Source organism: Streptomyces flavusporus (assembly GCF_046267975.1).
GTDB classification, from domain to species: domain Bacteria; phylum Actinomycetota; class Actinomycetes; order Streptomycetales; family Streptomycetaceae; genus Streptomyces; species Streptomyces flavusporus.
Genome location: NZ_CP176503.1, coordinates 4,702,597 through 4,726,487, shown reverse-complemented (window position 1 = coordinate 4,726,487; position 23,891 = coordinate 4,702,597). Strand labels below are relative to the sequence as shown.

Below are 23,891 nucleotides of genomic sequence, written 5' to 3'. Positions count from 1 at the left end.
GCGCGGCCGTCCCGCGCCAACTCCCTACCCCACCCATGTCTGGAACTGGAAGGAGTAGCCGTGCGTGCCCTGCCTGACCGCGTGGACGCCGTACTCGTCCAAGCGCTGATTGCCGCCGCGCTGTCCTTCGCTCACCTGCATGACCTGGCGCTGGCTGCCGGGCAGGACGGCTGGAAGGCGTGGGCCTACCCGGTCTCCGTCGACCTGCTGTTGGTCGCGGCCTGGCGGCGGCTGCGCTCGGGTGAGGCGAAGGCGGCCGGGTGGTGCTGGTTCCTCGTCGCACTGACCGCGTCCCTCGGCGCCAACGTCGCCACCGCCGGACTGCTCGACCCGGACGACGTACCGGCCTGGCTGCGGATCCTCGTCGCGGGCTGGCCCGCGGTCGCCTTCCTCGGCGGCACCCTGCTCGCCCACGGAGCACCGAAGCCGAGCGAGGCTCCGGCGACAGCACCCGAACCGCCCCCGACTGTCATGGCGCCCGGACCCACCGCCACAGAAGTCGATCCACCTTCGACTGCGGCCGAACTGCCGCCCGCCGCCCCTGAGTCGGCTCCGCCTTTGCCGTCTCCGGTACCGCCCGCCCTCGTCACCCTCGCCCGCAAGGTCGCCGACGAACACCTCGCCCGGATCGGAACCGCCATCGACACCTCGACGCTTCGCGCCCGGCTCGGCGTCCCGATGCCGCTCGCCGAAGCGATCGCCGACCAACTCACCTGACCCCGGAGGACCTTCCACCGTGCGCCCGTCCACGCTCCGCGCGCTGAACCGCGCCGCCGAGCTGACCCGACAGAACCGCTTCACCGAAGCCGTGCTGATCGCCGAACCGGTGATCCTCGCCGCCGACAGCTACGAGAGCGACGAGATCCGCCGCTGGCTCGCCGACCACGTCACCGACTTCACCGGCGAAACCGAGGAGGAGACCCCCTGATGCCCGCCAACCGCCGCTTCCGCCGCGTCGTCCGCATCGGCCCCGTGCAGGTCGCCACCTACTACGACGGCCGAGGCCGCGAGAAACACACCGCCGCCTGCACGGCTCCACGCTGCGGCTTCTCCACGGACTACGACAGCCGGGCCGCCGCCGAGCTGGCCGCCCGCACCCACCGCTGCGCCGTCCGCTGACCCGCTGAGGAGATCCCGTGACCGTCAGCCTTCCGCTCGTCTTCGTCCTGGGCGTCATCGCCTGGGCCGCGATCAAGTTCCTCGGTATCCGCCTCTGGGTCGCCGTCGTGATCGCCCTGTTCGGCTTCTGGCTCTCGCACACCTTCCTCGCCCCCGGCACCAAGTCCGGCACCCGTTCCGGGGTCGACGTCGTCAACGGCGCCCGCGAATGACCATCCGACCGACAAGGAGTCCCGCCGTGTTCCGTCCCAAGCTGCCCGACACCCCGCACGTTCCGAGCATCACTACGCACATCCCGCAGGACCACGCCCCGGCTCCCTCCGCCGGCCGCCCGGTCGCCCGTTTGTGGGGGTCGGTGTCGGCGCGGTCGCCGCCGTGGCCGTCGTCGGCGTCGTGCTCACCGCGCTCCTGGCGGCCGTCGCCGTCTCGGCCATATCCGTGGCCATCGCCGCCGTAGTCCGGCGCTCCCTCGTCACCGGCGCGAACAAGCGCTGACCGGCCGCCGGGGCGGCAACACGCCGCCAAGCATCCCGCCGCCCCGGAGCCGTCCCTCCCAACCGCCGAAACAGCCGAAAGGAAGTCCCATCATCACCCGGCAGACTCCGCCCCCGCTGGCGGAACTCTCCATGCCGGCCTCCCTCGGCACCATGCCCGAGCTGGCCCGCCAACTCTCCACCCTGGGCGGCTGCACCCGCCCCGTACGCCTCGGCGGCCACCGCACCGAGTACGCCGTCGACACGACGACCGGCGAGATCGGCAGCGTCCTGCACCACCTCGACTCCGCCGTCCTCCCCGCCGGACAGCTCCTCGTCCGCTGCAACAACCGCCGCGCCACGCGCTGCGCGGCCTGCGCCGAGACCTACCGCCGCGACACCTACCACCTGATCACCGCCGGACTGCGCGGCGGCAAAGGCACCCCGGAACAGGTCGCCACGCACCCACGTTTCTTCGCCACCTTCACCGCCCCCAGCTTCGGCCCGGTCCACAACCGCCCCACCAACGGCCGGGACTGCCGCTGCGGCACCCGCCACGACGAGACAGATCCCATCCTCGGCACACCCCTCGACCCGGACACGTACGACTATGAAGCGGCCGTGCTCTGGAATGCCCACGCCGGGGCTCTGTGGCGGCGGTTCTCCATCTACCTGCGCCGTGAGGCCGCCAAGCGGGCCGGACTCACTCAGCGTGCCTTCCGCGACCACGCGCGCGTCTCGTTCGCCAAGGTGGCCGAGTACCAAAAGCGTGGCGCCGTCCACTTCCACGCGGTCATCCGCTTCGACGGCCCGGAGGGCGGCGACACGGCTCCTCCGGCCTGGGCAACGGCCGAGCTGCTGACCGACGCCATTCGCGCCGCTGCCACCGCCGCGCGCGTCAACGGACCGGAGGCCGACGGCCGGGCCCACACCTTCACCTTCGGCCGCCAACTCGACGTCCGTCCCATCCGCTCCGCCGACTTCGACGATGGCCAGGAGCTGACCGAAAGGGCCGTAGCGGCGTACATCGCCAAGTACGCCACCAAGGGCGCCGAGACGGCGACCGGCACCCTTGACCGGCCCATCAGGTTCCTCGCCGAGCTGGCACAGGCCCGGATCACGGACCATGCCCGCTGCATGATCCGCACCGCCTGGGCCCTCGGCGCACGCCCCGAGCTGGCAGAGCTCCGGCTTCGCGCGTGGGCCCACATGCTCGGCTTCCGCGGCCACTTCTCCACCAAGTCCCGCCGCTACTCCACCACCCTCGGCGCCCTCCGCGACGCCCGCGCCGAATGGCGCCGAGCCCAAGCAACCCCACCCGCACCGCAGGACGGCGAAACCACCCTCGTCCTCGCCCACTGGGTCTTCGCCGGAACCGGCCTCAGCACCGCCGAAACCTGGCTGGCCGCATCCCTCGAACCCGCCCCCGGAACGGAAGGAGAGCCCACCACATGAACGACCGCCACCTGTCCGTCGACCAGGTCGCCGAGTTGCTGGGCACGACCGCTCGTTTCCCTCGGCGCCTCATCGAGGAGCGACGCATTCGGTACGTGAAGGTCGGCCGTCACGTCCGTATCCCCGAGAGCGCCGTTCGGGAGTACATCGCCTCTCGCACCGTTGAGCCGATCCGGCTCCGTCGCCCCGGACTGCGGAGGGTCGCCTGATGGCCAACAAGAAGGGCAGGCGCCGGCGCTTCGGTGCGGTGCGGCAGTACCGGTCCGGGAAGTGGACGGCGTCGTATCTCGCGCCCGACGGTGAGCGGGTTCGTGCTCCGGAGACCTTCGAGACCAAGAAGGATGCTGAGATCTGGCTGTCCCAGGTTGAGGCGGATCTCAGCCGGGGCGACTGGCGCGCTCCCGACACGGGTGCCGTGAACTTCCGGGTGTACGCCGAGAAGTGGGTCGAAGAGCGGGAGCTGGCCGTTCGCACCGTGGACCTGTATCAACACCTCCTCCGGCTCCATGTCCTCCCGAGCTTCGGCACGCTCAACCTGGACGAGATCACCGCTCCTCGGGTCCGAGAGTGGCGCGCTGAGAGGCTGCGCACGACCGACGCCAAGACGACCGTGGCCAAGGCGTACCGGCTGCTCAAAGGCATCATGGAGACGGCCGTTGATGACGACCTGATCAGCCGCAATCCGTGCCGAATCAAGGGCGGGGGCATGGAGTCCGCCGCTGAGCGCCGGATCGCCACCGTCGCCCAGGTCGACTGGTACGCGGAGAAGGGTCCTGATGGTCTCCTCTTTGTGGGCGAGAGGGGCGCGGCCTTCCGCCGTACCTCGTTCGGCCGGAAGTGGCGTCGCGCCCGTGCGGTGGCGGGCCTGCCGGACGGCTTCCGTTTCTACGATCTTCGTCACACCGGACACACGCTCTCGACCCGCTCGGGTGCCACTCTCAAGGACACGATGGTGCGCGCCGAGCGTGGGAAGCACCACAAGGGCAACTCCGCGCACCACAAGGAGGAGTCCACCGGGAGCTAGCGAGAGCTAATGGTGCGGTTGTGGTGCGCCGCCCGCTCACCGGTCTAGACAACAAAGAACCCCCGGGTCTCTGACCTGGGGGTTTCGCATGGAGCGGGTGACGAGAATCGAACTCGCGCTCTCAGCTTGGGAAGCTGATGTTCTACCATTAAACTACACCCGCGTAAGACGCCGACCACGTCGGCGTCGGAATGCTCGCCCACTGTACCTCATCGCTGGCCCCCGGTGCTCAAACCGTGGGGCCTGTGGCTTGTTCCGGGGGAGGGATGTGGCTGCGGGGGAACGGAGTTGGGGCGTACGGTGGTGGAGTGGGAGAGGGGTTGGGCGGGTCCGGAGTGCCGCCTGGAGGGGCATCCCTTTCGTCCCGTAATGTGGCCTTCCTCGTCAGGGCATCAAGCCAGACGCGGCTCTTTGGGGAAGGGACTTCAGGACTTGATGGAGCGCACCGTCGTCCGTTGTGCCGATGGGCACGTGTTCACCACCGCTTCGCTCCCGATGCAGCAGGCCGAGCGCCTCGGCCCGGGGCGGCTCGTCCGCTGTCCGCGATGTGCGCGGTTGCGCATTGTCGTGCCGGTGAGCCTCGAGAAGCAGTAGCGGTATCCGTTCAGCAGTGGCGCGCGGAGTCGTCACGATTGTCGTGGCTCCGCGCGCCTTGCGTATCCTCGGGGCGTGCTTCTCTCAGACAAGGACATCCGGGCCGAGATCGACGCCGGGCGGGTACGGATCGATCCCTATGACGAATCCATGGTGCAGCCGTCAAGCGTCGATGTGCGGCTGGACCGGTACTTCCGGGTGTTCGAGAATCACCGGTACCCCCACATCGACCCCTCCATCGAGCAGGCCGATCTGACGCGGCTCGTGGAGCCGGAGGGGGACGAGCCGTTCATTCTCCATCCAGGGGAGTTCGTGCTCGCCTCGACGTTCGAGGTGATCACACTGCCTGATGATCTTGCCTCCCGGTTGGAGGGGAAGAGCTCGCTCGGGCGGCTCGGGCTCGTGACGCACTCCACCGCCGGCTTCATCGATCCGGGGTTCTCCGGGCATGTGACGCTGGAGCTGTCCAATCTCGCGACGCTGCCCATCAAGCTGTGGCCGGGCATGAAGATCGGGCAGCTGTGCCTGTTCCGGCTCAGCTCGCCGGCCGAGTTCCCGTACGGGAGTGAGCGGTACGGGTCGCGGTACCAGGGGCAGCGGGGACCCACTGCCTCGCGGTCCTTCATCAATTTCCATCGGACGCAGGTGTGAGCCCGGCATGAGCGACGTGGACGTACGAGAGAACCTCAGCTACGAGCAGTTCGGGGTTGCCGTGCGCGAGCTTGCGCAGGCCATCGCCGATGACGGGTACGAGCCCGACATAGTGCTGTCGATCGCGCGGGGTGGTGTGTTCGTCGCCGGCGGGCTCGCCTACGCCCTCGACTGCAAGAACATTCATCTCGTGAACGTCGAGTTCTACACGGGGGTGGGGACCACGCTCGAGATGCCCGTCATGCTCGCGCCCGTCCCCAACGTCGTCGACTTCTCCGACAAGAAGGTCCTCATCGCCGACGACGTCGCCGACACCGGCAAGACGCTCAAACTGGTGCGGGACTTCTGTCTCGACGCGGTCGCCGAGGTGCGGTCCGCCGTCATCTATGAGAAGTCCCACTCACTGGTGCAGTGCGAGTACGTGTGGAAGCGGACCAACGAGTGGATCAACTTCCCGTGGTCCGTTCAGCAGCCCGTGGTGAAGCGCGCCGGGCAGGTGCTCGACGCCTGAGCAGCAGCGTCATAGTCACTCATAGTCATCACACTCATAGTCATCAGTTGTAGTCATGTGACAGGGCCCCCGGCTGCGCCCAGCGCCGGGGGCCCTGTCATGTCGTGCCGGTCCTCAGAACGTGCCCAGCTTCACGATCGACAGCAGTGCGATCAGCTGGATCGCGGACGCCCCCAGGGCCTTCGGCCACGGCAGGTCGTGGGAGCGGCTGACCATGAGGGTGAGGAGGGCGCCGCCGGCGACCCAGGTGGCCCAGCCCAGGATCTGGACGAAGGGCGCGTCGCCGCCCATGAACATCGCGACGACCAGGCGGGGGGCGTCCGAGAGGGACATGATGAGCATGGAGAGGCCGACCGTCGGCTGCCAGGCGCCGTCGCCGCCGAGCTGGCGGGCCAGGGTGTGCGTGACCACGCCCAGGACGAAGGCGCTGAGCACCATGGCCACGGCCGTCGTCAGGACGATCGGTATCGCAGTGGAGAGTGCGGCGTTGATCGCTTCCTCGCGGGCGCCGTCGAAGCCGAAGACCGCGAGCAGGCCGTAGAGGAAGGTCATGACGAGGGCGGGAACCCACATCGTGTAGTCGCGCATCCGGAGGAAGGTCTGGTTGGGAGCGAGGACGATGCCCCTCAGCAGGTCCTTCCAGTGCAGGCGCGGGCCGATCGGGGCCGACGGCGCGGTCGAGCCCGCGTGGTAGGTCTCCCCCTGGCTGTAAGGCTCCTCGCCGACGGAGAACGCCTGGGTGTGGCCGGGGTTGTTGGCGGCGTACGGGTCCGGGGCGCCGTGCCGGTGGCCGTCGTCGCCGAAGTACTCCGGTTCGCCGCCGCCCTGGGGGCCGTAGCCGCCGTTCGACTGCGGCCACTGGCCTCCGCCGTAGCTCTGCTGCCCCGGGTGGGGGTGCCGCTGCGGCGCCGGGGGATAGCCGTACGACGGTCCCTGCGGCGCCTGCTGTCCGTACGGGGGGTGTTGCGGTCGCGTGTGCGGGGCACGGTCGTCCCGGCCGCCGCGTCCGATCCTGAATCCAGCCACGTCATCGAACGTACCTGGTCTCGGAGGTCCGCGTGCCGGGCCCGGGGTTGCGGGCCCGGCTTTGCGGCCGAGCTGTGACATCCCTTACGGGGAGCACCGCGGGATACCGGGGCCAGCCCCTAAGGGGCGTCCCTCAGGGGCAGTTGGCCGGTCACTGCAGAATGCCCTGGCCCAGTCGCGGGTAGCCGGTCGCCGGCACGCCCACCGACGCCGGCCCCCAGCTCGTGGCGCCCTTCGTCGTCACGCCCGACGACGACCCGCGCAGGCTCCATACGCCGCCGTCCGCGTCGTTCTCGCCGTCGGCGCCGGCGAAGAGGTCCGCGCGGCCGTCGCCGTTGACGTCGGTGAGGCGGACCGCCCAGCCGAAGCGGTCGGCGGTCTCTGCGGTGCCGGGGACGCCCGCGGTGTTCTGGGTGAGGGACTGGGCGCCGGTCGTGGTCAGGCCGCCCGGCGCGCCCCGCAGCACGGTGACACTGCCGGCGAGCTTCGCGGTGCCGATGGTCTCGAAGTTGGCGGAGACCGCCAGGTCGGCGTAGCCGTCGCCGTTGATGTCGTCGACGGAGAGCCAGTGCCCGAACCAGTCGTCCGGCTCGTCGGCGCCCGGTACGCCGGGCGTGTCCTGGGTGATGGTCTGGGCGGGCTGGGTGCGCGTGCCGCTGCTGCTGCCGAGGTACACGCTGACCGAGCCGCCGTCGCCCTCCTGGACGGAACCGGGCGGCGCGCCGGTGACCACGTCGTCGTAGCCGTCGCCGTTGAGGTCGCCCACGGCGGCGGCCGTCTGCCAGCTGTCGCTGCGCAGGACGGTCTGCCTGACCGGGCCGGAGGGCGAGCCCAGGTAGACGTGGGTGGCGTCGTAGTACGTGTACGGGTCCTCGATGAGGTACGTGCCGGTGATGACGAGGTCGTCGGTGCCGTCGCCGTTGACGTCGCCGGTGGTGAGGGCCTCGGCGCCGTGCACGATGCCCGGGTAGAGGTCGGCGGTGAGCTCGACGCTGGAGGCGGGGGCGACGTTCTTGCCGATGCCGTGGTGGATCCGGATGTCCTTGCCCGTGCTGCCGACGGCGAGCTCGTTGCGGCCGTTGCCGTCGAAGTCGCCGACGGCCAGGGACATGCCGTAGGAGTCGTGCGCGGAGCGGGCCGGGTCGGCGATCGACTGGCCGCCGGACAGGCCGCTGCGGCCGCCCCAGACGACCACGACCGCGCCGCCGTCCTTGTCGCCGTCGACGTCCTCGTCCTCGGCGCCGACCACCAGATCGGCGTAGCCGTCGTTGTTGAGGTCGCCGGAGGTGAGCCGCTTGCCGAAGTTGTCCTCCGTCTCGGCGGATCCGGGGATGCCCGCGGTGTTCTGCGAGATCACCGTGCGGCGGGTGGTGCTGAGGCCGGAGGACGAGCCGTACTGGACGACGACGGCGCCGGCGCGGGTCACGCCGCCGACGGTGGCGTACGGCGCGGCGGTCACCAGGTCGCGTAGCCGTCGCCGTTGAAGTCGTCGGCGTGCCGGGCGGGCGCGGCGGTGGCGGGGGTGGTGGGCAGGGCGGTCAGCAGGCCGGTGGTGAGGGTGGCGGCCAGGAGGAGGGTGCGCTTGCGCATCGGGGTCCGCTCGGGAAGGTCGGAACAGAGAAGTCGGAACGGACCCCAGCAGGACGAAGGCTGCCGCCGTCGGGGTCCGTTCCGAGAAGTCGGGAAGTGGCGCTCAGTCGGCGAAGGAGCCGCCGAACTCCGGGAGGACGAAGGCGCCGGTCGTCGTCGTGCCGCCCGAAGCGCCGCGCAGCACCAGGGAGGTGCCGGCCGCGCCGATGCCGAGGTCGGCCTTGCCGTCCTTGGTCACATCGCGCAGGCGCAGGGTGTAGCCGAAGGACGTGTACGCGTCGGCGGGGCCGGTCACGGTCTGCGGGATCCAGGAGGAGCGCAGGCCGGACAGGCCGCCGGAGCCGCCGCGGAAGAGGTGCACCCCGCCCTGGTCCTCGTTGCCGCTGACGTCCTCGTGCGGGACGCCGACCGCGAGGTCCGCGTAGCCGTCGCCGTCGGCGTCACCGGCCGAGACGGCGTAGCCGAAGTTGTCGCCCTTCTCGCGGCTGCCGGAGACACCGGAGCTGGCCTGGTTGTAGGTGTGCGAGCCGCTCGGGCCCGCGGACGTGCCGCGCCAGACGGTGAGCGAACCGATGCCGTCGTTGGCGTCGGGCCTGCCGAGGGCGATGTCGCCGTAGCCGTCCTTGTCGAAGTCGCCGATCGCCGCGCTCCCGGCGGCGACCGTCTTGGAGGCGCCCGACGTCAGGCCGCCCGAGGAGCCCTTGAGGAACCAGACCCGCTCGACCGGCTGGTTGTCGATGAACTGCTCGCCGAGGATGACGAGGTCGGTCTTCCCGTCGCCGTTGACCTTGCCGGCCGCGAGGCCGTACGAGTACCAGCCCGCGCCCTCCTTGTCGATCTTGCTGACGCTGCCGGTCGTACCGGACTTGCTGAACGAGCCGCGGTACAACCAGGTCTCGCCGCCGCCGACCACCGCGAGGTCGGGCGAGCCGTCGCCGTTGAAGTCGCCGGTGGCGAGGTCGCTGCCGAAGTGGCTCTGCGCGCCGGACTTCGGGGCCACGTCGGTGCCGCCGGACAGGCCGGACGCCGAGCCCCAGACGATGGTCACCGAGCCGCGGTACTGCTGGCTGCCGACGTGCTCGGTCGGGTTGCCGACGATCAGGTCCGCGTAGCCGTCCTTGTTGAGGTCGGCGCTGGCGAGGGAGTCGCCGAACTGGTCGTCCTCCTCGCCGGTGCCGGGGATGCCGGCACTGTCCTGGTGGATGAACTGGGTGCGCGTGCCGGGGCCGTCCGCGGTGCCGTAGACGACGGTGACGGTGCCGCCGGTGCGGTCGACGTCGTTGTAGCCGCCGTACGCCAGGTCGCGGTGGCCGTCGCCGTTGAAGTCGTCGTAGTGCTTGGCGACGGCCGCCGAGGCGGGGGCGGTGAGGAACAGCGGGGTGACGCCGGTCGCGAGGAGGGTCGCGGCGAGTGCGGCGGCGGTGCGTCGGGTCATGACGGAGTCTCCTGACGGTGTCGGTACGTCACTTGACGAGGTCCCAGCCGAAGGTGGCGCCGCCCTTGAGGCCGGCGCCGGCGGCGGTGAGGGACTTGGCGCCGGTGGTGGTCAGGCCGGAGGCGGTGCCGCGCAGGTAGGTGACGGAACCGTTCTGGTTCTCGTAGCCCGCGCCGGTGACCAGGTCGGCCTTGCCGGTCTTGTCGAGGTCGAGCAGGCGCACGGACATACCGAAGGCGTCGCCGCTCTCGGCGGTGCCGGGCACGCCCGAGGTGTTCTGGGTGTACGTCTTGGCGCCGGTCGTCCTCAGACCCGTGGCCGAGCCGAACAGCACGGTCACCGATCCGGCGTCGCGGGCCGAGCCGATGTCCTCGCCCCAGGCGCCCACCACGACATCGGCGAACTTGTCGCCATTGATGTCGCCGACGTCGACCGCGGAGCCGAACAGGTCGGCCTCCTCGTCGGCGCCGGGCACGCCCGGGGTGTCCTGGTGGACGACGGTGGGCGTCTGCTGCGGGTCGGGGCCGCTCGGGCCGCCGTACCAGACCGTGATGCGGCCGCCCTTGAGGCTGTGCGGGCCCGCGTAGTCGCCGAGGACGAGGTCGCCGTAGCCGTCGCCGTTGATGTCGCCGGTCGCGCCGAGGTCGCCGTCGGCGTTGGGCAGGCCGATCATGGCGTACTCCGACTCGGGGTGGTCCGCGTCGTTGAGGGGGTCGTACTGGAAGTAGCGGATGTCGCCGCCCGGGTCGCCGTCGTGCGCGAACGGGTACACCCGCTCGGCCGCCCCGTCGCCGGTCAGATCGCCCGCGATGACCTCGTACGTCGTGCCCAGCTCGTAGACGCCGGTGTGGCTGAGCGGGGTGCCGGTGCGGGTGAAGGGGCCGCGGTAGAGGTGGGTGTGGGTCTGGCCGGTGACGGTCGCGTCGGTCTTGCCGTCGCCGTCGAAGTCGCCGGTGGCGACGCCACGACCGTAGCCGCCCCACTCGGCCAGCTCCTCCGCCGATGGCTGCGGCAGGGCCGAGCCGCCGGTCAGGCCGGAGGAGCCGCCCCAGATGACGGTGGCGCTGCCGACGCCCTTGCGGGTGCCGATGCTCTCGAACTCGGCGCCCACGACCAGGTCGGCGTAGCCGTCGGCGTTCAGGTCGCCGGTGGCGAGGCTCGCGCCGAAGCGGTCGTCGGACTCGGCGGTGCCGGGGACGCCGGTGGAGTTCTGGGTGATGACGGCCTTCTTGGTGCCCGGCACCCCGGAGGCCGAGCCGTACAGCACGACCACGGCACCGGCGCCGCTCGCGGAGCCGACGTCGGCGCCCATCGCGCCGATGGCGATGTCCCGGTAGCCGTCGCCGTTGAAGTCGCTCGCGAGTCCCGAGGGGGCGGCGACGGCGGGAGCGGCGGGCAGGGTGGTGAGCACGCCGGTGGTGAGGGCGGCGGCGATCACGAGAGTGCGCAAGACGTGACTCCAGTCGGGGGGCCCGCACCCAGGGTGCGGGCCCAGGGCGGTTCTACGGTTGATCAGTCGGCTCTACGGCTGTTCAGTCGGCGAAGTTGGCGCCGAAGTACGGCGTGCCGGTCGTCACGACGCCCGTCCAGTGCGGGGCGACGGAGTCGGCGCCGGTCGTGGTGATCTTCGAGCCGTTGGACGGCAGGAAGGTGACCAGCCCGTTGCCGCCGTTCTCGGCGGAGCCCGCGAGGAGGTCGGCCTTGCCGTCGCCGGTGACGTCGTCGAGCTTGACGTCGATGCCGAACATGTCGTTGTCCTCGTTGGTGCCGGGCACGCTCGCGGTGTCCTGGGAGAAGGACTGGGCGCCCGAGGCGGTGTTCAGGCCGCTCGCCGTGCCGTAGAGGATCGTGACCGCACCGGTGTCGACGTCGTCGCCGATGTTCTCCCCGGCGACGCCGATCGCGAGGTCGAGGAAGCCGTCGCCGTTGACGTCGCCGAGGTCGAGCTCGTAGCCGAAGTAGTCGTTGCCCTCGGCGGTGCCGGGGACGTTGTTGGTGTCCTGGGTGATGCCGGTGGCGGCGGTGGTGAGGGGGCCGCCGTCCGAGCCGTAGGTGACCCAGACCTTGCCGCCGTGGCCGGAGTCCGGGAACGAGGTGCCGTCGCTGGTCTTGGTGTTCCAGTAGGCGCCGCTGACGACATCGCCGTAGCCGTCGTGGTCGATGTCGCCGATCGCGGTGATCACGCCGGGCTTGAGGGGCTCGGCACCGGAGACGTTCAGGCCGCCTGAGCCGCCGGGGATGAAGTAGTTGCGGTTCCAGCCGTAGTCGGTCTCGGTCTCGTAGCCGTCGACCACCAGGTCGGTCTCCGGGCCGCCGTTGATGTTGCCAGCGGTCAGGTTCATGGGGCCGCCCACCTCGCTGCCGTCCATGATCGGGGGCTTGATCGTGTACCGGCCGCCCGGCGCGCCGGAGGAGTCGAAGCCGCCCTTGAGGACGTGGATGGTGCCGGTGTTGCTGCCGACGGCCAGGTCGGCCCTGCCGTCGCCGTCGAAGTCGCCGGCGGTGAGGGTCTTGCCCCAGAAGTCGTGCGCGGACCGGGCCGGGTCGGCGACGACGGAGCCGCCTTGGAGGCCGGAGGCCGAGCCCCACAGGATGGTGACCATGCCGCCGTCGGTGTCGCCGTCGATGTCCTCGCCCGGGGCGCTGACGGCGAGGTCGTCGTAGCCGTCGCCGTTGAAGTCGGCGTAGGCGGAGTCCCGGCCGAAGGAGTCGCCGGCCTCGGCGCCGCCGGGGATGCCGTTGGAGTTCTGGCTGATGGTGGAGTTCGGCGTGGCGGGCTCCAGGTTGCCGGAGTGGGTGCCGTCCGACACGCCGGCGGGGGTGCCGTAGAGGGCGACGATCTGGCCGGCGTTCTTCTTGGCGTTCACGTAGGCGCCGTCGGCGGAGAAGGCGACGTCGCCGACGCCGTCGCCGTTGAAGTCGGCCTGGGCGACGGCGGTGGAGTCCGCGGCCGTCGCGGTCGCGGCCGTGAACGTGAGCAGACCGCCCGTCAGCGCGGCCGCGGTGGCCGTCGCGAGGGCGAGTCGCAGGGTGTGCTGCATGCGGGGTCTCCTGCTGCATGCGGGGATGCCTGGCGGGCATCCACAGTCAATGGGGTGCGGACCGTCCGTGTTTGGCGGGAGTTCTCTTCGGGTTCACGTGGCAGCCGGCGATCAAGAGACCTGTGTGGACGGGCAAGGGTTGTACGGGAGTTCGGTAACTCTTGGGGAACGGGGCCCGTAAACGGCGACGCTCCCACGCCGGCAAGGGCGTGGGAGCGTCGGCCGCAGGATCGGGTCGGTTACTTCACCGGCTCCGGTTCCGATTCCGTCTCCGCGTCGGACGAACCCTCCGGGGCGGTCGGCGTCTTCACGGAGTCCAGCAGCAGCTGGGCGACGTCGACGACCTGGATGGACTCCTTCGCCTGGCCGTCGTTCTTCTTGCCGTTGACCGAGTCGGTCAGCATCACCAGGCAGAACGGGCACGCCGTCGACACGATGTCGGGGTTGAGCGACAGGGCCTCGTCGACACGCTCGTTGTTGATGCGCTTGCCGATCCGCTCCTCCATCCACATGCGGGCACCACCGGCGCCGCAGCAGAAGCCGCGCTCCTTGTGGCGGTGCATCTCCTGCTGGCGCAGGCCCGGGACGGCGGTCATGATCTCGCGCGGGGGCGTGTAGATCTTGTTGTGGCGGCCCAGGTAGCAGGGGTCGTGGTACGTGATGATGCCCTCGACCGGCGTGACCGGGATCAGCTTGCCCTCGTCGACGAGGTGCTGGAGCAGCTGGGTGTGGTGGATGACCTCGTAGTCGCCGCCGAGCTGCGGGTACTCGTTGCCGAGGGTGTTGAGGCAGTGCGGGCAGGTGGCGACGATCTTCTTCGCCGACTTGGGCTTGCGGGTCGACTCGTCCTCGTCGTCCTCGCCGAACGCCATGTTCAGCGCCGCCACGTTCTCCATGCCGAGCTCCTGGAACAGCGGCTCGTTGCCGAGGCGGCGGGCGGAGTCACCGGTGCACTTCTCGTCGCCGCCCATGATCGCGAACTTGACGCCCGCCATGTGGAGCAGCTCGGCGAAGGCCTTGGTGGTCTTCTTGGCGCGGTCCTCGAGGGCGCCCGCGCAGCCGACCCAGTACAGGTACTCGACCTCGGACAGGTCCTCGATGTCCTTGCCGACGACCGGCACCTCGAAGTCGACTTCCTTGGTCCACTCCAGGCGCTGCTTCTTGGCCAGGCCCCAGGGGTTGCCCTTCTTCTCCAGGTTCTTGAGCATCGTGCCCGCCTCGGACGGGAAGGAGCTCTCGATCATCACCTGGTAGCGGCGCATGTCGACGATGTGGTCGACGTGCTCGATGTCCACCGGGCACTGCTCGACGCACGCGCCGCAGGTGGTGCAGGACCACAGGACGTCCGGGTCGATGACGCCGTTCTCCTCGACGGTGCCGATCAGCGGACGCTCGGCCTCCGCGAGAGCGGCCGCGGGAACGTCCTTCAGCTGCTCCTCGGACGCCTTCTCCTCGCCCTCCATCGTCTTGCCGCCGCCGGCCAGCAGGTACGGCGCCTTGGCGTGCGCGTGGTCCCGCAGGGACATGATCAGCAGCTTGGGGGAGAGCGGCTTGCCGGTGTTCCAGGCCGGGCACTGCGACTGGCAGCGGCCGCACTCGGTGCAGGTGGAGAAGTCCAGCAGGCCCTTCCAGGAGAACTGCTCGACCTGGCTGACACCGAAGACGTCGTCCTCGCCGGGGTCGGTGAAGTCGATCGGCTTGCCGCCCGACGTCATCGGCTGGAGCGCGCCGAGAGCCGTCTCACCGGTGGCGTTGCGCTTGAACCAGATGTTCGGGAAAGCGAGGAAGCGGTGCCAGGCCACGCCCATGTTGGTGTTCAGCGAGACCACGATCATCCAGATGAACGAGGTGCTGATCTTCACCATCGCGACGAAGTAGACCAGGTTCTGCAGCGCGGTGACGCTCAGGCCCTTGAAGGCCAGGACCAGCGGGTACGAGGCGAAGTACGCGGCCTCGTAGTGCTCCACGTGGTGGATCGCACCCTCCAGGCCGCGCAGCACGTAGATCGCGAGGCCGATGGTGAGGATGACGTACTCGACGAAGTACGCCTGGCCGGACTTGGAGCCTGCGAAGCGCGACTTGCGGCCCGCTCGGGACGGCAGGCTCAGCAGGCGGATGACCATCAGGACGGCGATGCCCAGGACGGTCATCACGCCGATGAACTCGATGTACAGCTCGAACGGCAGGAACCCGCCGATGACCGGCAGCGTCCAGTCGGCCTGGAAGAGCTGGCCGAAGGCCTGGGCGAGGGTCGGCGGCAGCGTCAGGAAGCCGACCGCCACGAACCAGTGGGCGACGCCGACGATGCCCCACCGGTTCATCCGGGTATGGCCGAGGAACTCCCGCACCAGCGTCACGCTGCGCGCGTAGGGGTTGTCGGTCCGGCTGCCGGCCGGGACCGGCTGGCCCAGTCTGAAGTACCGGACGAACTGGCCGATGGCGCGCGCGAGCAGCGCAACGCCGACCACGGTCAGGACCAGCGACACGATGATCGCGGCGAGTTGCATTGGGGGCTCCTCGGGCCTGCGAGGGGGGAGATCTGTTGATTACTAAGCGGTAACTTATGCAGTCCGTCTGAGACTACCCATTTCCTCGGTCGCACTGTAGCCAGGGGCCCGGTGATCTGCGTCGCTGAGGCATACCTGACCGTATGGGGCACGGCGCGTCGGACTGATCTCAGTATTCCTCGCACATCATGACATTCCGTTTACCTTGGGGCTGTGCTCTGCGGGGCTGAGGGTGAGGGTCACCGGACGGGTGAACGCAACCTCGGTCCGCCTCGCTGCGTCTCTGCAGGTCACCGGGCAGTTGCGCGTAAGGAACGGATAAGAGTTGAGTCCGCTCGACTCAGGTCTGTTGACCCGGCGGCAGGCGTCATGCACACTTGAGTCCGTTCCACTCAAGTCAGCTGGAGGAATCAACCATGGCACGTGCGGTCGGCATCGACCTGGGCACGACTAACTCCGTCGTCAGCGTTCTGGAGGGCGGCGAGCCCACCGTCATCACCAACGCCGAGGGCGCCAGGACCACGCCGTCCGTCGTCGCCTTCGCCAAGAACGGCGAGGTGCTGGTCGGCGAGGTGGCCAAGCGGCAGGCTGTGACCAACGTCGACAGGACCATCCGGTCGGTCAAGCGCCACATGGGCACCGACTGGAAGATCAACCTCGACGGCAAGGACTTCAACCCGCAGCAGATCAGCGCCTTCGTGCTGCAGAAGCTGAAGCGGGACGCCGAGGCCTACCTGGGCGAGAAGGTGACCGACGCGGTCATCACCGTCCCGGCCTACTTCAACGACGCCGAGCGCCAGGCCACCAAGGAGGCCGGTGAGATCGCCGGTCTGAACGTGCTGCGCATCGTCAACGAGCCGACGGCCGCCGCCCTGGCGTACGGCCTCGACAAGGACGACCAGACCATCCTTGTCTTCGACCTCGGTGGCGGCACCTTCGACGTCTCCCTCCTGGAGATCGGCGACGGCGTGGTCGAGGTGAAGGCCACCAACGGTGACAACCACCTCGGCGGTGACGACTGGGACCAGCGCGTCGTCGACTACCTGGTCAAGCAGTTCCAGTCCGGTCACGGCGTGGACCTGAGCAAGGACAAGATGGCGCTGCAGCGCCTGCGTGAGGCCGCGGAGAAGGCCAAGATCGAGCTGTCCTCGTCCACCGAGACCTCGATCAACCTGCCGTACATCACCGCCTCCGCCGAGGGCCCGCTGCACCTCGACGAGAAGCTGACCCGCGCCCAGTTCCAGCAGCTGACCGCGGACCTGCTGGAGCGCTGCAAGACGCCGTTCCACAATGTCATCAAGGACGCCGGCATCCAGCTGAGCGAGATCGACCACGTCGTCCTCGTCGGTGGCTCCACCCGTATGCCCGCCGTCGCCGAGCTCGTCAAGGAGCTGACCGGCGGCAAGGAGGCCAACAAGGGCGTGAACCCGGACGAGGTCGTCGCCATCGGCGCCTCGCTCCAGGCCGGTGTCCTCAAGGGCGAGGTCAAGGACGTCCTGCTGCTTGACGTGACCCCGCTGTCCCTCGGTATCGAGACCAAGGGCGGCATCATGACCAAGCTGATCGAGCGCAACACGACGATCCCGACGAAGCGTTCGGAGATCTTCACCACGGCCGAGGACAACCAGCCGTCGGTGCAGATCCAGGTCTACCAGGGCGAGCGCGAGATCGCGGCCTACAACAAGAAGCTCGGCATGTTCGAGCTGACCGGTCTGCCCCCGGCGCCGCGCGGCGTCCCGCAGATCGAGGTCTCCTTCGACATCGACGCCAACGGCATCATGCATGTCACGGCGAAGGACCTCGGCACCGGCAAGGAGCAGAAGATGACCGTCACCGGCGGCTCCTCGCTCCCGAAGGACGAGGTCGACCGGATGCGCCAGGAGGCCGAGCAGTACGCGGAGGAGGACCACCGCCGCCGCGAGGCCGCCGAGACCCGCAACCAGGGCGAGCAGCTCGTCTACCAGACCGAGAAGTTCCTCAAGGACAACGAGGACAAGGTCCCCGGCGACGTCAAGACCGAGGTCGAGGCCGCCGTCGAGGAGCTGAAGACCGCGCTGAAGGGCGAGGACACCGCCGAGATCCGCACGGCCACCGAGAAGGTCGCCGCGGTCTCCCAGAAGGTGGGCCAGGCCATGTACGCCGACGCCAATGCCGCGCAGGCCGCGGGCGGCCCCGAGGGTGCCACCGCCGGTGGGGCCAAGCCGGCCGACGACGACGTCGTGGACGCCGAGATCGTGGACGACGAGCGTAAGGACGGTGCCGCGTGACGGAGGAGACCCCGGGCTTTGAAGAGAAGCCCGACGTCCCCTCCGGCGCCACTCCTGACGACGCCGAGCCGCAGGCCGCTCCCGCGGAGGGGGCGGCCCCGGCCGGGGACGCAAGCGCAGATGCCGGTCTGCTGGCCCAGCTGGACCAGGTGCGCACCGCGCTCAACGAGCGCACCGCGGACCTCCAGCGGCTCCAGGCCGAGTACCAGAACTACCGCCGCCGGGTCGAGCGCGACCGGATCACGGTCAAGGAGATCGCCGTCGCGAACCTCCTGACCGAGCTCCTGCCCGTGCTCGACGACATCGGACGCGCGCGGGAACACGGCGAGCTGGTCGGCGGCTTCAAGTCCGTCGCCGAGTCGCTGGAGACCGTGGCGGCCAAGATGGGCCTGCAGCAGTTCGGCAAGGAGGGCGAGCCCTTCGACCCGACGATCCACGAGGCCCTGATGCACTCCTACGCGCCGGACGTCAAGGAGACGACCTGCGTCGCGATCCTCCAGCCGGGGTATCGCATCGGCGAGCGCACCATCCGCCCCGCGCGGGTGGCCGTCGCCGAGCCGCAGCCGGGCGCGCAGACGGTGAAGGCCGAGGAACCGGCCGAGGGCGACGACAAGGAGAACGGTGGCCCGGACGAGGGCTGACGTTGAACTGACGAGGAAGGAGGGACGTCGGGGATGAGCACCAAGGACTTCATCGAGAAGGACTACTACAAGGTCCTCGGCGTCCCCAAGGACGCCACCGAAGCCGAGATCAAGAAGGCGTACCGCAAGCTCGCCCGCGAGTACCACCCGGACGCCAACAAGGGAAACGCCAGGGCCGAGGAGCGCTTCAAGGAGATCTCCGAGGCGAACGACATCCTCGGCGACCCCAAGAAGCGCAAGGAGTACGACGAGGCCCGCGCCCTGTTCGGCAACGGCGGCTTCCGCCCGGGCCCCGGCGCGGGCGGCGGCTCGTTCAACTTCGACCTGGGCGACCTCTTCGGAGGCGGTACCCCGGGCGGGGGAGGGGGCGGGGCCGGCGGCTTCGGCGGCGGACTCGGTGACGTCTTCGGGGGCCTGTTCAACCGGGGCGGCACGACCGGGACGCGGACGCATCCGCGTCGCGGCCAGGACATCGAGTCCGAGGTCACCCTCAGCTTCACCGAGGCGATCGAGGGCGCGACGGTGCCGCTCAGGATGTCCTCCCAGGCACCGTGCAAGGCCTGCTCGGGCACCGGCGACGCGAACGGCACACCGCGCGTGTGCCCGACGTGCGTCGGCACCGGCCAGGTGGCACGCGGCTCGGGTGGCGGCTTCTCCCTGACCGACCCGTGCCCGGACTGCAAGGGCCGGGGCCTGATCGCGGAGAACCCCTGCGAGGTCTGCAAGGGCAGCGGCCGGGCGAAGTCGTCCCGCACCATGCAGGTCCGCATCCCCGCCGGGGTGTCGGACGGCCAGCGCATCCGTCTGCGGGGCAAGGGCGCACCGGGCGAGCGGGGCGGTCCGGCGGGCGACCTGTATGTCGTCGTGCACGTCGACGCCCACCCGGTGTTCGGCCGCAAGGGCGACAACCTGACGGTGACCGTCCCCGTGACCTTCGCGGAGGCGGCCCTCGGCGGCGAGATCAGGGTCCCCACCCTGGGCGGCCCGCCGGTCACCCTGAAGCTGCCGCCCGGCACGCCCAACGGCCGCACCATGCGGGCCCGGGGCAAGGGCGCGGTCCGCAAGGACGGCACCCGCGGCGACCTCCTGGTCACCGTCGAGGTGAGTGTCCCGAAGGACCTGACGGGGAAGGCTCGTGACGCACTCGAGGCGTATCGCGAGGCTACCGCGGGCGAGGATCCGCGGGCGGAGCTGTTCCAGGCCGCGAAGGGAGCATGAGTCAGATGGACGGCCGTCGACGCAACCCGTATGAACTGACCGAGGAGACCCCGGTCTACGTCATCTCGGTGGCGGCCCAGCTGTCCGGCCTGCACCCGCAGACACTGCGCCAGTACGACCGCCTGGGCCTGGTGTCTCCGGACCGCACGGCCGGCCGGGGCCGCCGCTACTCGGCCCGCGACATCGAACTGCTCCGCCAGGTGCAGCAGTTGTCGCAGGACGAGGGCATCAACCTGGCCGGCATCAAGCGCATCATCGAACTGGAGAACCAGGTCGCCGCGCTCCAGTCCCGGGTCGCGGAACTGCAAGCGGCCCTGGACGGCGCGGCGGCGGCGATGCAGCAGCGCGAGGCCGCGGTGCACGCCTCGTACCGGCGCGACCTGGTGCCGTACCAGGAGGTGCAGCAGACCAGCGCGTTGGTGGTGTGGCGGCCGAAGCGGCAGCAGTCCGACTGACGCCGCGTCAACCTGCCGAAAGGAACCGCACCTGACGATCACGTACAACTCGTATCCCGAGGTACCGGGCACGATCTCCCTGTCGCCGTCCACCAGCAACAACGTGGTCACCTCGCGCACGCCCGCGCTGTCGTCGTGGGGGAACGACGCCGATCCGCAGCGCGTGCGCATCCAGTACGCCATCGAGCCGGACCCGGCGTACAACGACACGACCTACACGCTCACCGCCGACACCCCCTACGTCGAGACTGGCGAGGTCGCGGCCTTGGCTGTGCCGCAGGAGACGCCGCTGGTCGACGGCACCCATCTGCGGGTGCGGGCCCGCACCTACGACGGCACCGACTACTCGACGGCGTGGAGCGCCTGGCAGACCTTCACGGTCGACACCTCAAAGGCCCCCGCGCCCGAGGTGCCCACCGACCTCGCAACCGGCGCCGTCCAGACCACGACACCCCTGCTGACTGGCGTCGTCACGGCCGCCGGTGAGGGTGCCGTGACCGCCGAGTACCAGCTGTACGACGCGTCGGGCAACGCCGTGGGCGAGACCCTCACTGTCGGCGTCCAGGACGGCGACCGGGCCGTCGCGAAGGTGCCGGACGGTCTGCTCACCGACGGCGCCACCTACCGCTGGAAGATGCGTGCCTGCGCGGACAACGTCTGCTCCGCCAACACCCAGCTCCAGACGTTCACCCTGGACGTGGCCGAGGAGACCGGGACCTCCGGCACCACCGGCACCGCGCCCGAGGCGGTGACCAACCTCAAGGCCGTGGCCGGCGAGCACGGGGCCCTGGTGACCTGGAGCCCGGCGGAGTTCATCGGCGACGCCGACGACGTCGTCACCTACACCGTCACCGCCGTGGCCTCCGACGGGACGACGGCCGGCACGGTGACCACCACCGGCCTGTCCGCGGTGTTCAACGAACTCAACGCGGACGCCGGGGACATCACGTACAGCTTCAAGGTGACCGGGAAGAACGACTACGGCACGGGCCCGGCCGCCACGTCCGGCGGCATCGTGCCCGCCGCGGTGACGGGCGGGACGGAGGCGCACCAGAGGGCTCTTGAGGCGTACCACTACGCCCGGGGTGGCATGGTCACCGGCAGCTATGTCGACGCGTGGGACGCCGCTGCTGGCAGCGCGTACGGCGCCCAGTTCGTCGACCTCCTCGCCCGGGACCAGGAATCGTTGCTGCGGGAGCGGATCGCCGTCTCAGAGGACGACACGGACAACAGCTGGCCCGAGGCCTCCTTCAGCGACGTGCTGGCCATCCCGTCGGCTGACGGCAAGACGGTCACCCTGCGCGCGACGGTGACCACCACGAACGTCATCGTGACCGACGCGAGCACCGGGACCGCCGACCCGACCGACGAGACCGGCAAGACCGAGATGCGCTACACCTTCACTGCCGGAGCGGCGCCCGTGCTGCTCTCCGCGGTTACCGCGGCCGCCAAGGAGGTGGTGGTGCGGCCGACCGGCGCCGCGCTGGACGACTTCGCCAACGCCGTCGACGGAGAGCTCATGGCTGACGGCCTCGCCCCCTCGGAGTTCGATGGCGACTCCACGGACGACGGCAGCGAGACCACCAGCACCGCCACCACGGTCTCTTTCGACGCCCAGCAGGCCGGTACCTACCTCCGCACGGGAGCGGCCACCTGGGCAGTGACCCACTGGGACTCGCCGAGCTTCTACGACCAGGACTGCACGAACTTCGTCTCTCGGGCGATCCACCACGGCGGCGACGTCCGGATGAAGGGCTCCGGGGACGAGAACCACAAGAGCAAGGACTACTGGTGGCGCAAGCCGAGCAACTGGATCCACGAGGAGACCTGGACGTGGATCAACGCGGGCTACTTCAAGACCTTCATGGAGCGGCACATGCTCCATTCGAAGCGCAACACGAGCAACGCCTTCACCGGTGACATCATCTTCTACGACTGGAAGAACGACGGGAAGGTCGACCACGCCTCGATCATCACCAAGATCAGTAACGGGAAGATCTACGTGACCCAGCACAACAAGAACTACAAGTACCGCAGCCTGGCCGCGCAGAAGAGCGCCGAGCCGAAGACGAAGATCTGGATCTACCGGCCCAAGCCGAAGTGGTACTGATGCAGACGGCGACGAGACTGCGCGGAGTGTTCCACCTCTCGCGGGGCGGGCTGTGGTTCGTCTCCGCGGAGGCGGTGCTGACCCTGCTCGTGGCCCGGACCTTGTGGACCTGGCGCGACGACCCGTACGTACTGCTCGCGGACGTCCCGTATCTGCTGTGGTCCAGCGTCGGGTTGACGGTCTCCCTCGGCGTGAGTCTGGCCCTGCTGTCGCGTGAGCAGGTGTGGGCGCGACGGCTCGGCTGGTCGCTGACGGTGGCACGCCTGTGCCTGCTGCCGTTGCTCGACCTGGCGTGGTATCCGGCGATGTCGCCGTACATCTCTCTGTGGTGACCGGCAGGCATCGCCCTTGAAGCCGACAAGCGACTGGCCTGGGGCCGGGCCCGTGTTGCGGGCCCGGCCCTTCTTCAGCTCTGTCGGCGGTGTCGAGGGGACTTGCCTTGAGGCGCCGGAGAAGAGCGGCGAGGCCCTCGGGAGCGGTGGGCAGGATGACGTGGGGAGCTCCCTCACGGAGGAGGATCGTTCCGCCGGGGCGGTGGCAAGGTACACACACTCGCCCTGCGGGCCCCCTGGACCTCGGCTTCTGCCAGGTGAGTTCGGGCATCCAGGGCTCCTGGGTGCTCCTCCTTCACTCGACTACGTCATAGGGCAGGCCAGTTCCGGCATCGAGCGGTTCGGCGAGCAGGTCACCACGGCCAGGGACAGGTATGAGGGGCGTTCAAGGTAGAAGCCGAGCGACACATCCGTCCCCGATCCCACCCGTTTCGCCGCTGAGTTGACGAGCGCGGCCAGGTGGGCGCGCTCGCGCTCCCTTTCGCAGGCAAACCGGGGCGCGTACTCGGCCAACCGCTCTCCGAGCCATGAGGCGGCTTCCTTCGCCTCGTCCCATGTGCCACGCACCAGGGTACGCGGCTTGATGAGCCAGTACGCCGTTTCCAGCGGCGGGAGGTCGGCCGTCGGGAACTCCGCAGCCACCTCGCGGTAACGCTGAATGAGTTCCGGCTTGCTTCCCGCCGGAGGCGGCTCGGGGTGCAGGGGCCGCCGTAGGGGCCTCGTTGTCGAAACGCTCTTTCGGCCCGGTCCAGAGGTAGCCGTGGTGGTGCACGTATGGTTCCCGCTTGGTGTGGGGCGGTCGGGAAGGAGTCGGCCGGACCCGATCCGGAACCGGCCGACGGGAGGATGGATCAGACGCTCAGGCCGAACCGCGCCGGGTCGATACCGGCCGCGTCCAGCTCCGCCGTGGTGAACCGCAACGGCTGCACGTCCGGCCGCTTGCTGTCACCGAGGGCCCAGGTGCCGTCACCGATCCGGGCCAGGGTCACGCACCCCTCGGTGCAGGGGCCGCCGCACGCCTTCACGAACGAGGCTCCGTCGATGTCGAGCGCATACAGGTCACTTCCGTCCAGCATCACTGCACCTTCCTGCTCAACTGATCGCGGCCATGGCTGACCGCCGCCGCCCGGATGGGGCGGGAGTTCATGGGAGAGGGGGAGACTTCTCAACAACTGGAGGGCTCGTCGCGCCCGGCGCAGCGCCAGCAGCGGCACGGAGGCCATTCGGTCGTGATCAGGGGCGGCAGGTTGTCCGTGGTGAACACGGCCTGCTCTGGTCCCCAGGTCTGCCCGGAGTCGCGAGAGACGCGCAGCGTTATCAGAGGTCGGTCGACGAAGAGCCCGGATTCCTGCTCATTGCTCATGACGCGTGCGATTCAGCTTGATGCCGGCGCAGATCCACATTCGCGTCCGAGACTGCGCTGTAGTCGCCTCTGGAGCGGG

At 69.7% G+C, this 23,891-nt stretch carries 23 protein-coding genes, 1 tRNA gene and 2 pseudogenes; 16 read left to right on the top strand and 10 right to left on the bottom strand.

The window, feature by feature from the left end; translation table 11 throughout:
- Positions 1-60 precede the first annotated feature (60 nt).
- The 8 genes and pseudogenes from ACKTSN_RS22360 (at position 61) to ACKTSN_RS22325 (ending at position 4,071) form a co-directional block, all read left to right on the top strand.
- Positions 61-717, top strand: coding sequence for a DUF2637 domain-containing protein (locus ACKTSN_RS22360; RefSeq protein ID WP_409470745.1), 657 nt, complete (start codon positions 61-63; stop codon positions 715-717).
- Between the two features lie 19 nt (positions 718-736).
- The gene (locus ACKTSN_RS22355; RefSeq protein ID WP_409470744.1) at positions 737-928 is read left to right on the top strand and encodes a hypothetical protein; all 192 of its coding nucleotides are present in this window, start codon (positions 737-739) and stop codon (positions 926-928) included.
- Entirely contained in the window at positions 928-1,119 is a 192-nt protein-coding gene (locus tag ACKTSN_RS22350; protein ID WP_409470743.1) for a mobile element transfer protein, read from the top strand. The genes ACKTSN_RS22355 and ACKTSN_RS22350 overlap by 1 nt, the downstream gene beginning before the upstream one ends.
- 17 nt (positions 1,120-1,136) lie before the next feature.
- Positions 1,137-1,331 (top strand): hypothetical protein, encoded by a 195-nt coding sequence (locus tag ACKTSN_RS22345; RefSeq protein WP_409470742.1) that lies wholly within the window; start codon positions 1,137-1,139, stop codon positions 1,329-1,331.
- Between the two features lie 26 nt (positions 1,332-1,357).
- Positions 1,358-1,614, top strand: a pseudogene (locus ACKTSN_RS22340) (SpdD protein).
- Between the two features lie 131 nt (positions 1,615-1,745).
- Positions 1,746-3,047, top strand: a complete 1,302-nt coding sequence (locus ACKTSN_RS22335; RefSeq protein WP_409470741.1) for a replication initiator — start codon at positions 1,746-1,748, stop codon at positions 3,045-3,047.
- The gene (locus tag ACKTSN_RS22330) at positions 3,044-3,256 is read left to right on the top strand and encodes an excisionase family DNA-binding protein (protein WP_409470740.1); all 213 of its coding nucleotides are present in this window, start codon (positions 3,044-3,046) and stop codon (positions 3,254-3,256) included. The genes ACKTSN_RS22335 and ACKTSN_RS22330 overlap by 4 nt, the downstream gene beginning before the upstream one ends.
- Positions 3,256-4,071, top strand: coding sequence for a hypothetical protein (locus ACKTSN_RS22325; RefSeq protein WP_409470739.1), 816 nt, complete (start codon positions 3,256-3,258; stop codon positions 4,069-4,071). The genes ACKTSN_RS22330 and ACKTSN_RS22325 overlap by 1 nt, the downstream gene beginning before the upstream one ends.
- Before the next feature lie 89 nt (positions 4,072-4,160).
- On the opposite strand, the gene ACKTSN_RS22320 is transcribed toward ACKTSN_RS22325, so the two are convergent.
- Positions 4,161-4,234: transfer RNA gene (locus tag ACKTSN_RS22320), tRNA-Gly, on the bottom strand.
- Positions 4,235-4,740: 506 nt separating this feature from the next.
- On the opposite strand from ACKTSN_RS22320, the gene dcd reads away from it, so the two are divergent.
- Complete coding sequence (gene dcd / locus ACKTSN_RS22315; RefSeq protein WP_224739795.1) at positions 4,741-5,316, top strand: dCTP deaminase; 576 nt, start codon at positions 4,741-4,743, stop codon at positions 5,314-5,316.
- 7 nt (positions 5,317-5,323) lie between these two features.
- Positions 5,324-5,827 (top strand): phosphoribosyltransferase, encoded by a 504-nt coding sequence (locus ACKTSN_RS22310; RefSeq protein WP_409470738.1) that lies wholly within the window; start codon positions 5,324-5,326, stop codon positions 5,825-5,827.
- Positions 5,828-5,941: 114 nt separating this feature from the next.
- Here ACKTSN_RS22310 and ACKTSN_RS22305 read toward each other — a convergent pair whose 3' ends face one another.
- The 7 genes from ACKTSN_RS22305 to ACKTSN_RS22275 all read right to left on the bottom strand — a co-directional run bounded on the left by ACKTSN_RS22305 (position 5,942) and on the right by ACKTSN_RS22275 (position 15,426).
- Positions 5,942-6,934: a Yip1 family protein gene (locus ACKTSN_RS22305; protein WP_409470737.1), complete on the bottom strand. Its 993-nt coding sequence runs from the start codon at positions 6,932-6,934 to the stop codon at positions 5,942-5,944.
- Positions 6,935-7,004: 70 nt separating this feature from the next.
- Entirely contained in the window at positions 7,005-8,312 is a 1,308-nt protein-coding gene (locus tag ACKTSN_RS22300; protein ID WP_409470736.1) for an FG-GAP-like repeat-containing protein, read from the bottom strand.
- Positions 8,309-8,443: a hypothetical protein gene (locus tag ACKTSN_RS22295; protein WP_409470735.1), complete on the bottom strand. Its 135-nt coding sequence runs from the start codon at positions 8,441-8,443 to the stop codon at positions 8,309-8,311. The genes ACKTSN_RS22300 and ACKTSN_RS22295 overlap by 4 nt, the downstream gene beginning before the upstream one ends.
- A 103-nt stretch (positions 8,444-8,546) precedes the next feature.
- Entirely contained in the window at positions 8,547-9,878 is a 1,332-nt protein-coding gene (locus tag ACKTSN_RS22290; protein WP_409470734.1) for an FG-GAP and VCBS repeat-containing protein, read from the bottom strand.
- A gap of 28 nt (positions 9,879-9,906) precedes the next feature.
- The gene (locus ACKTSN_RS22285; RefSeq protein ID WP_409470733.1) at positions 9,907-11,328 is read right to left on the bottom strand and encodes an FG-GAP-like repeat-containing protein; all 1,422 of its coding nucleotides are present in this window, start codon (positions 11,326-11,328) and stop codon (positions 9,907-9,909) included.
- Between the two features lie 82 nt (positions 11,329-11,410).
- The gene (locus ACKTSN_RS22280; protein WP_409470732.1) at positions 11,411-12,919 is read right to left on the bottom strand and encodes a VCBS repeat-containing protein; all 1,509 of its coding nucleotides are present in this window, start codon (positions 12,917-12,919) and stop codon (positions 11,411-11,413) included.
- Positions 12,920-13,158: 239 nt separating this feature from the next.
- Positions 13,159-15,426 carry a (Fe-S)-binding protein gene (locus ACKTSN_RS22275; RefSeq protein WP_409470731.1) on the bottom strand — a complete coding sequence of 756 codons (2,268 nt, stop codon included), beginning with the start codon at positions 15,424-15,426 and terminating at the stop codon, positions 13,159-13,161.
- Between the two features lie 416 nt (positions 15,427-15,842).
- Between ACKTSN_RS22275 and dnaK the strand changes: the two genes are divergently transcribed.
- From dnaK to ACKTSN_RS22245, 6 genes are all read left to right on the top strand, one after another.
- Entirely contained in the window at positions 15,843-17,693 is a 1,851-nt protein-coding gene (gene dnaK, locus ACKTSN_RS22270; protein WP_224739787.1) for a molecular chaperone DnaK, read from the top strand.
- Positions 17,690-18,334: a nucleotide exchange factor GrpE gene (gene grpE, locus ACKTSN_RS22265; protein ID WP_409470730.1), complete on the top strand. Its 645-nt coding sequence runs from the start codon at positions 17,690-17,692 to the stop codon at positions 18,332-18,334. Before dnaK ends, grpE begins: the two co-directional genes overlap by 4 nt.
- Before the next feature lie 33 nt (positions 18,335-18,367).
- Positions 18,368-19,552: a molecular chaperone DnaJ gene (dnaJ, locus tag ACKTSN_RS22260; protein ID WP_409470729.1), complete on the top strand. Its 1,185-nt coding sequence runs from the start codon at positions 18,368-18,370 to the stop codon at positions 19,550-19,552.
- A gap of 5 nt (positions 19,553-19,557) precedes the next feature.
- On the top strand, positions 19,558-20,007 hold the full coding sequence (locus ACKTSN_RS22255; protein WP_409474892.1) for a heat shock protein transcriptional repressor HspR: 450 nt from the start codon (positions 19,558-19,560) through the stop codon (positions 20,005-20,007).
- A 103-nt stretch (positions 20,008-20,110) separates the two neighbouring features.
- Entirely contained in the window at positions 20,111-22,117 is a 2,007-nt protein-coding gene (locus tag ACKTSN_RS22250) for an amidase domain-containing protein (protein WP_409470728.1), read from the top strand.
- On the top strand, positions 22,117-22,449 hold the full coding sequence (locus ACKTSN_RS22245) for a hypothetical protein (protein ID WP_409470727.1): 333 nt from the start codon (positions 22,117-22,119) through the stop codon (positions 22,447-22,449). Before ACKTSN_RS22250 ends, ACKTSN_RS22245 begins: the two co-directional genes overlap by 1 nt.
- 303 nt (positions 22,450-22,752) lie before the next feature.
- Here the strand turns inward: ACKTSN_RS22245 and ACKTSN_RS22240 are convergent.
- Positions 22,753-23,221 (bottom strand): annotated as a pseudogene (locus ACKTSN_RS22240) (hypothetical protein).
- Positions 23,222-23,300: 79 nt separating this feature from the next.
- Positions 23,301-23,525, bottom strand: coding sequence for a DUF397 domain-containing protein (locus ACKTSN_RS22235; protein WP_409470726.1), 225 nt, complete (start codon positions 23,523-23,525; stop codon positions 23,301-23,303).
- Positions 23,526-23,891 lie beyond the last annotated feature (366 nt).

Coding starts and splice junctions, on each gene's coding strand:
- ACKTSN_RS22325 (WP_409470739.1), top strand. CDS start 3,256: ATGGCCAACAAGAAGGGCAGGCGCCGGCGCTTCGGTGCGGTGCGGCAG.
- ACKTSN_RS22280 (WP_409470732.1), bottom strand. CDS start 12,919: ATGCAGCACACCCTGCGACTCGCCCTCGCGACGGCCACCGCGGCCGCG.
- ACKTSN_RS22255 (WP_409474892.1), top strand. CDS start 19,558: ATGGACGGCCGTCGACGCAACCCGTATGAACTGACCGAGGAGACCCCG.
- ACKTSN_RS22305 (WP_409470737.1), bottom strand. CDS start 6,934: ATGTCACAGCTCGGCCGCAAAGCCGGGCCCGCAACCCCGGGCCCGGCA.
- ACKTSN_RS22275 (WP_409470731.1), bottom strand. CDS start 15,426: ATGCAACTCGCCGCGATCATCGTGTCGCTGGTCCTGACCGTGGTCGGC.
- ACKTSN_RS22295 (WP_409470735.1), bottom strand. CDS start 8,443: ATGCGCAAGCGCACCCTCCTCCTGGCCGCCACCCTCACCACCGGCCTG.
- ACKTSN_RS22310 (WP_409470738.1), top strand. CDS start 5,324: ATGAGCGACGTGGACGTACGAGAGAACCTCAGCTACGAGCAGTTCGGG.
- ACKTSN_RS22335 (WP_409470741.1), top strand. CDS start 1,746: ATGCCGGCCTCCCTCGGCACCATGCCCGAGCTGGCCCGCCAACTCTCC.
- ACKTSN_RS22290 (WP_409470734.1), bottom strand. CDS start 9,878: ATGACCCGACGCACCGCCGCCGCACTCGCCGCGACCCTCCTCGCGACC.
- ACKTSN_RS22330 (WP_409470740.1), top strand. CDS start 3,044: ATGAACGACCGCCACCTGTCCGTCGACCAGGTCGCCGAGTTGCTGGGC.
- dnaJ (WP_409470729.1), top strand. CDS start 18,368: ATGAGCACCAAGGACTTCATCGAGAAGGACTACTACAAGGTCCTCGGC.
- ACKTSN_RS22350 (WP_409470743.1), top strand. CDS start 928: ATGCCCGCCAACCGCCGCTTCCGCCGCGTCGTCCGCATCGGCCCCGTG.
- ACKTSN_RS22245 (WP_409470727.1), top strand. CDS start 22,117: ATGCAGACGGCGACGAGACTGCGCGGAGTGTTCCACCTCTCGCGGGGC.
- dnaK (WP_224739787.1), top strand. CDS start 15,843: ATGGCACGTGCGGTCGGCATCGACCTGGGCACGACTAACTCCGTCGTC.
- ACKTSN_RS22235 (WP_409470726.1), bottom strand. CDS start 23,525: ATGCTGGACGGAAGTGACCTGTATGCGCTCGACATCGACGGAGCCTCG.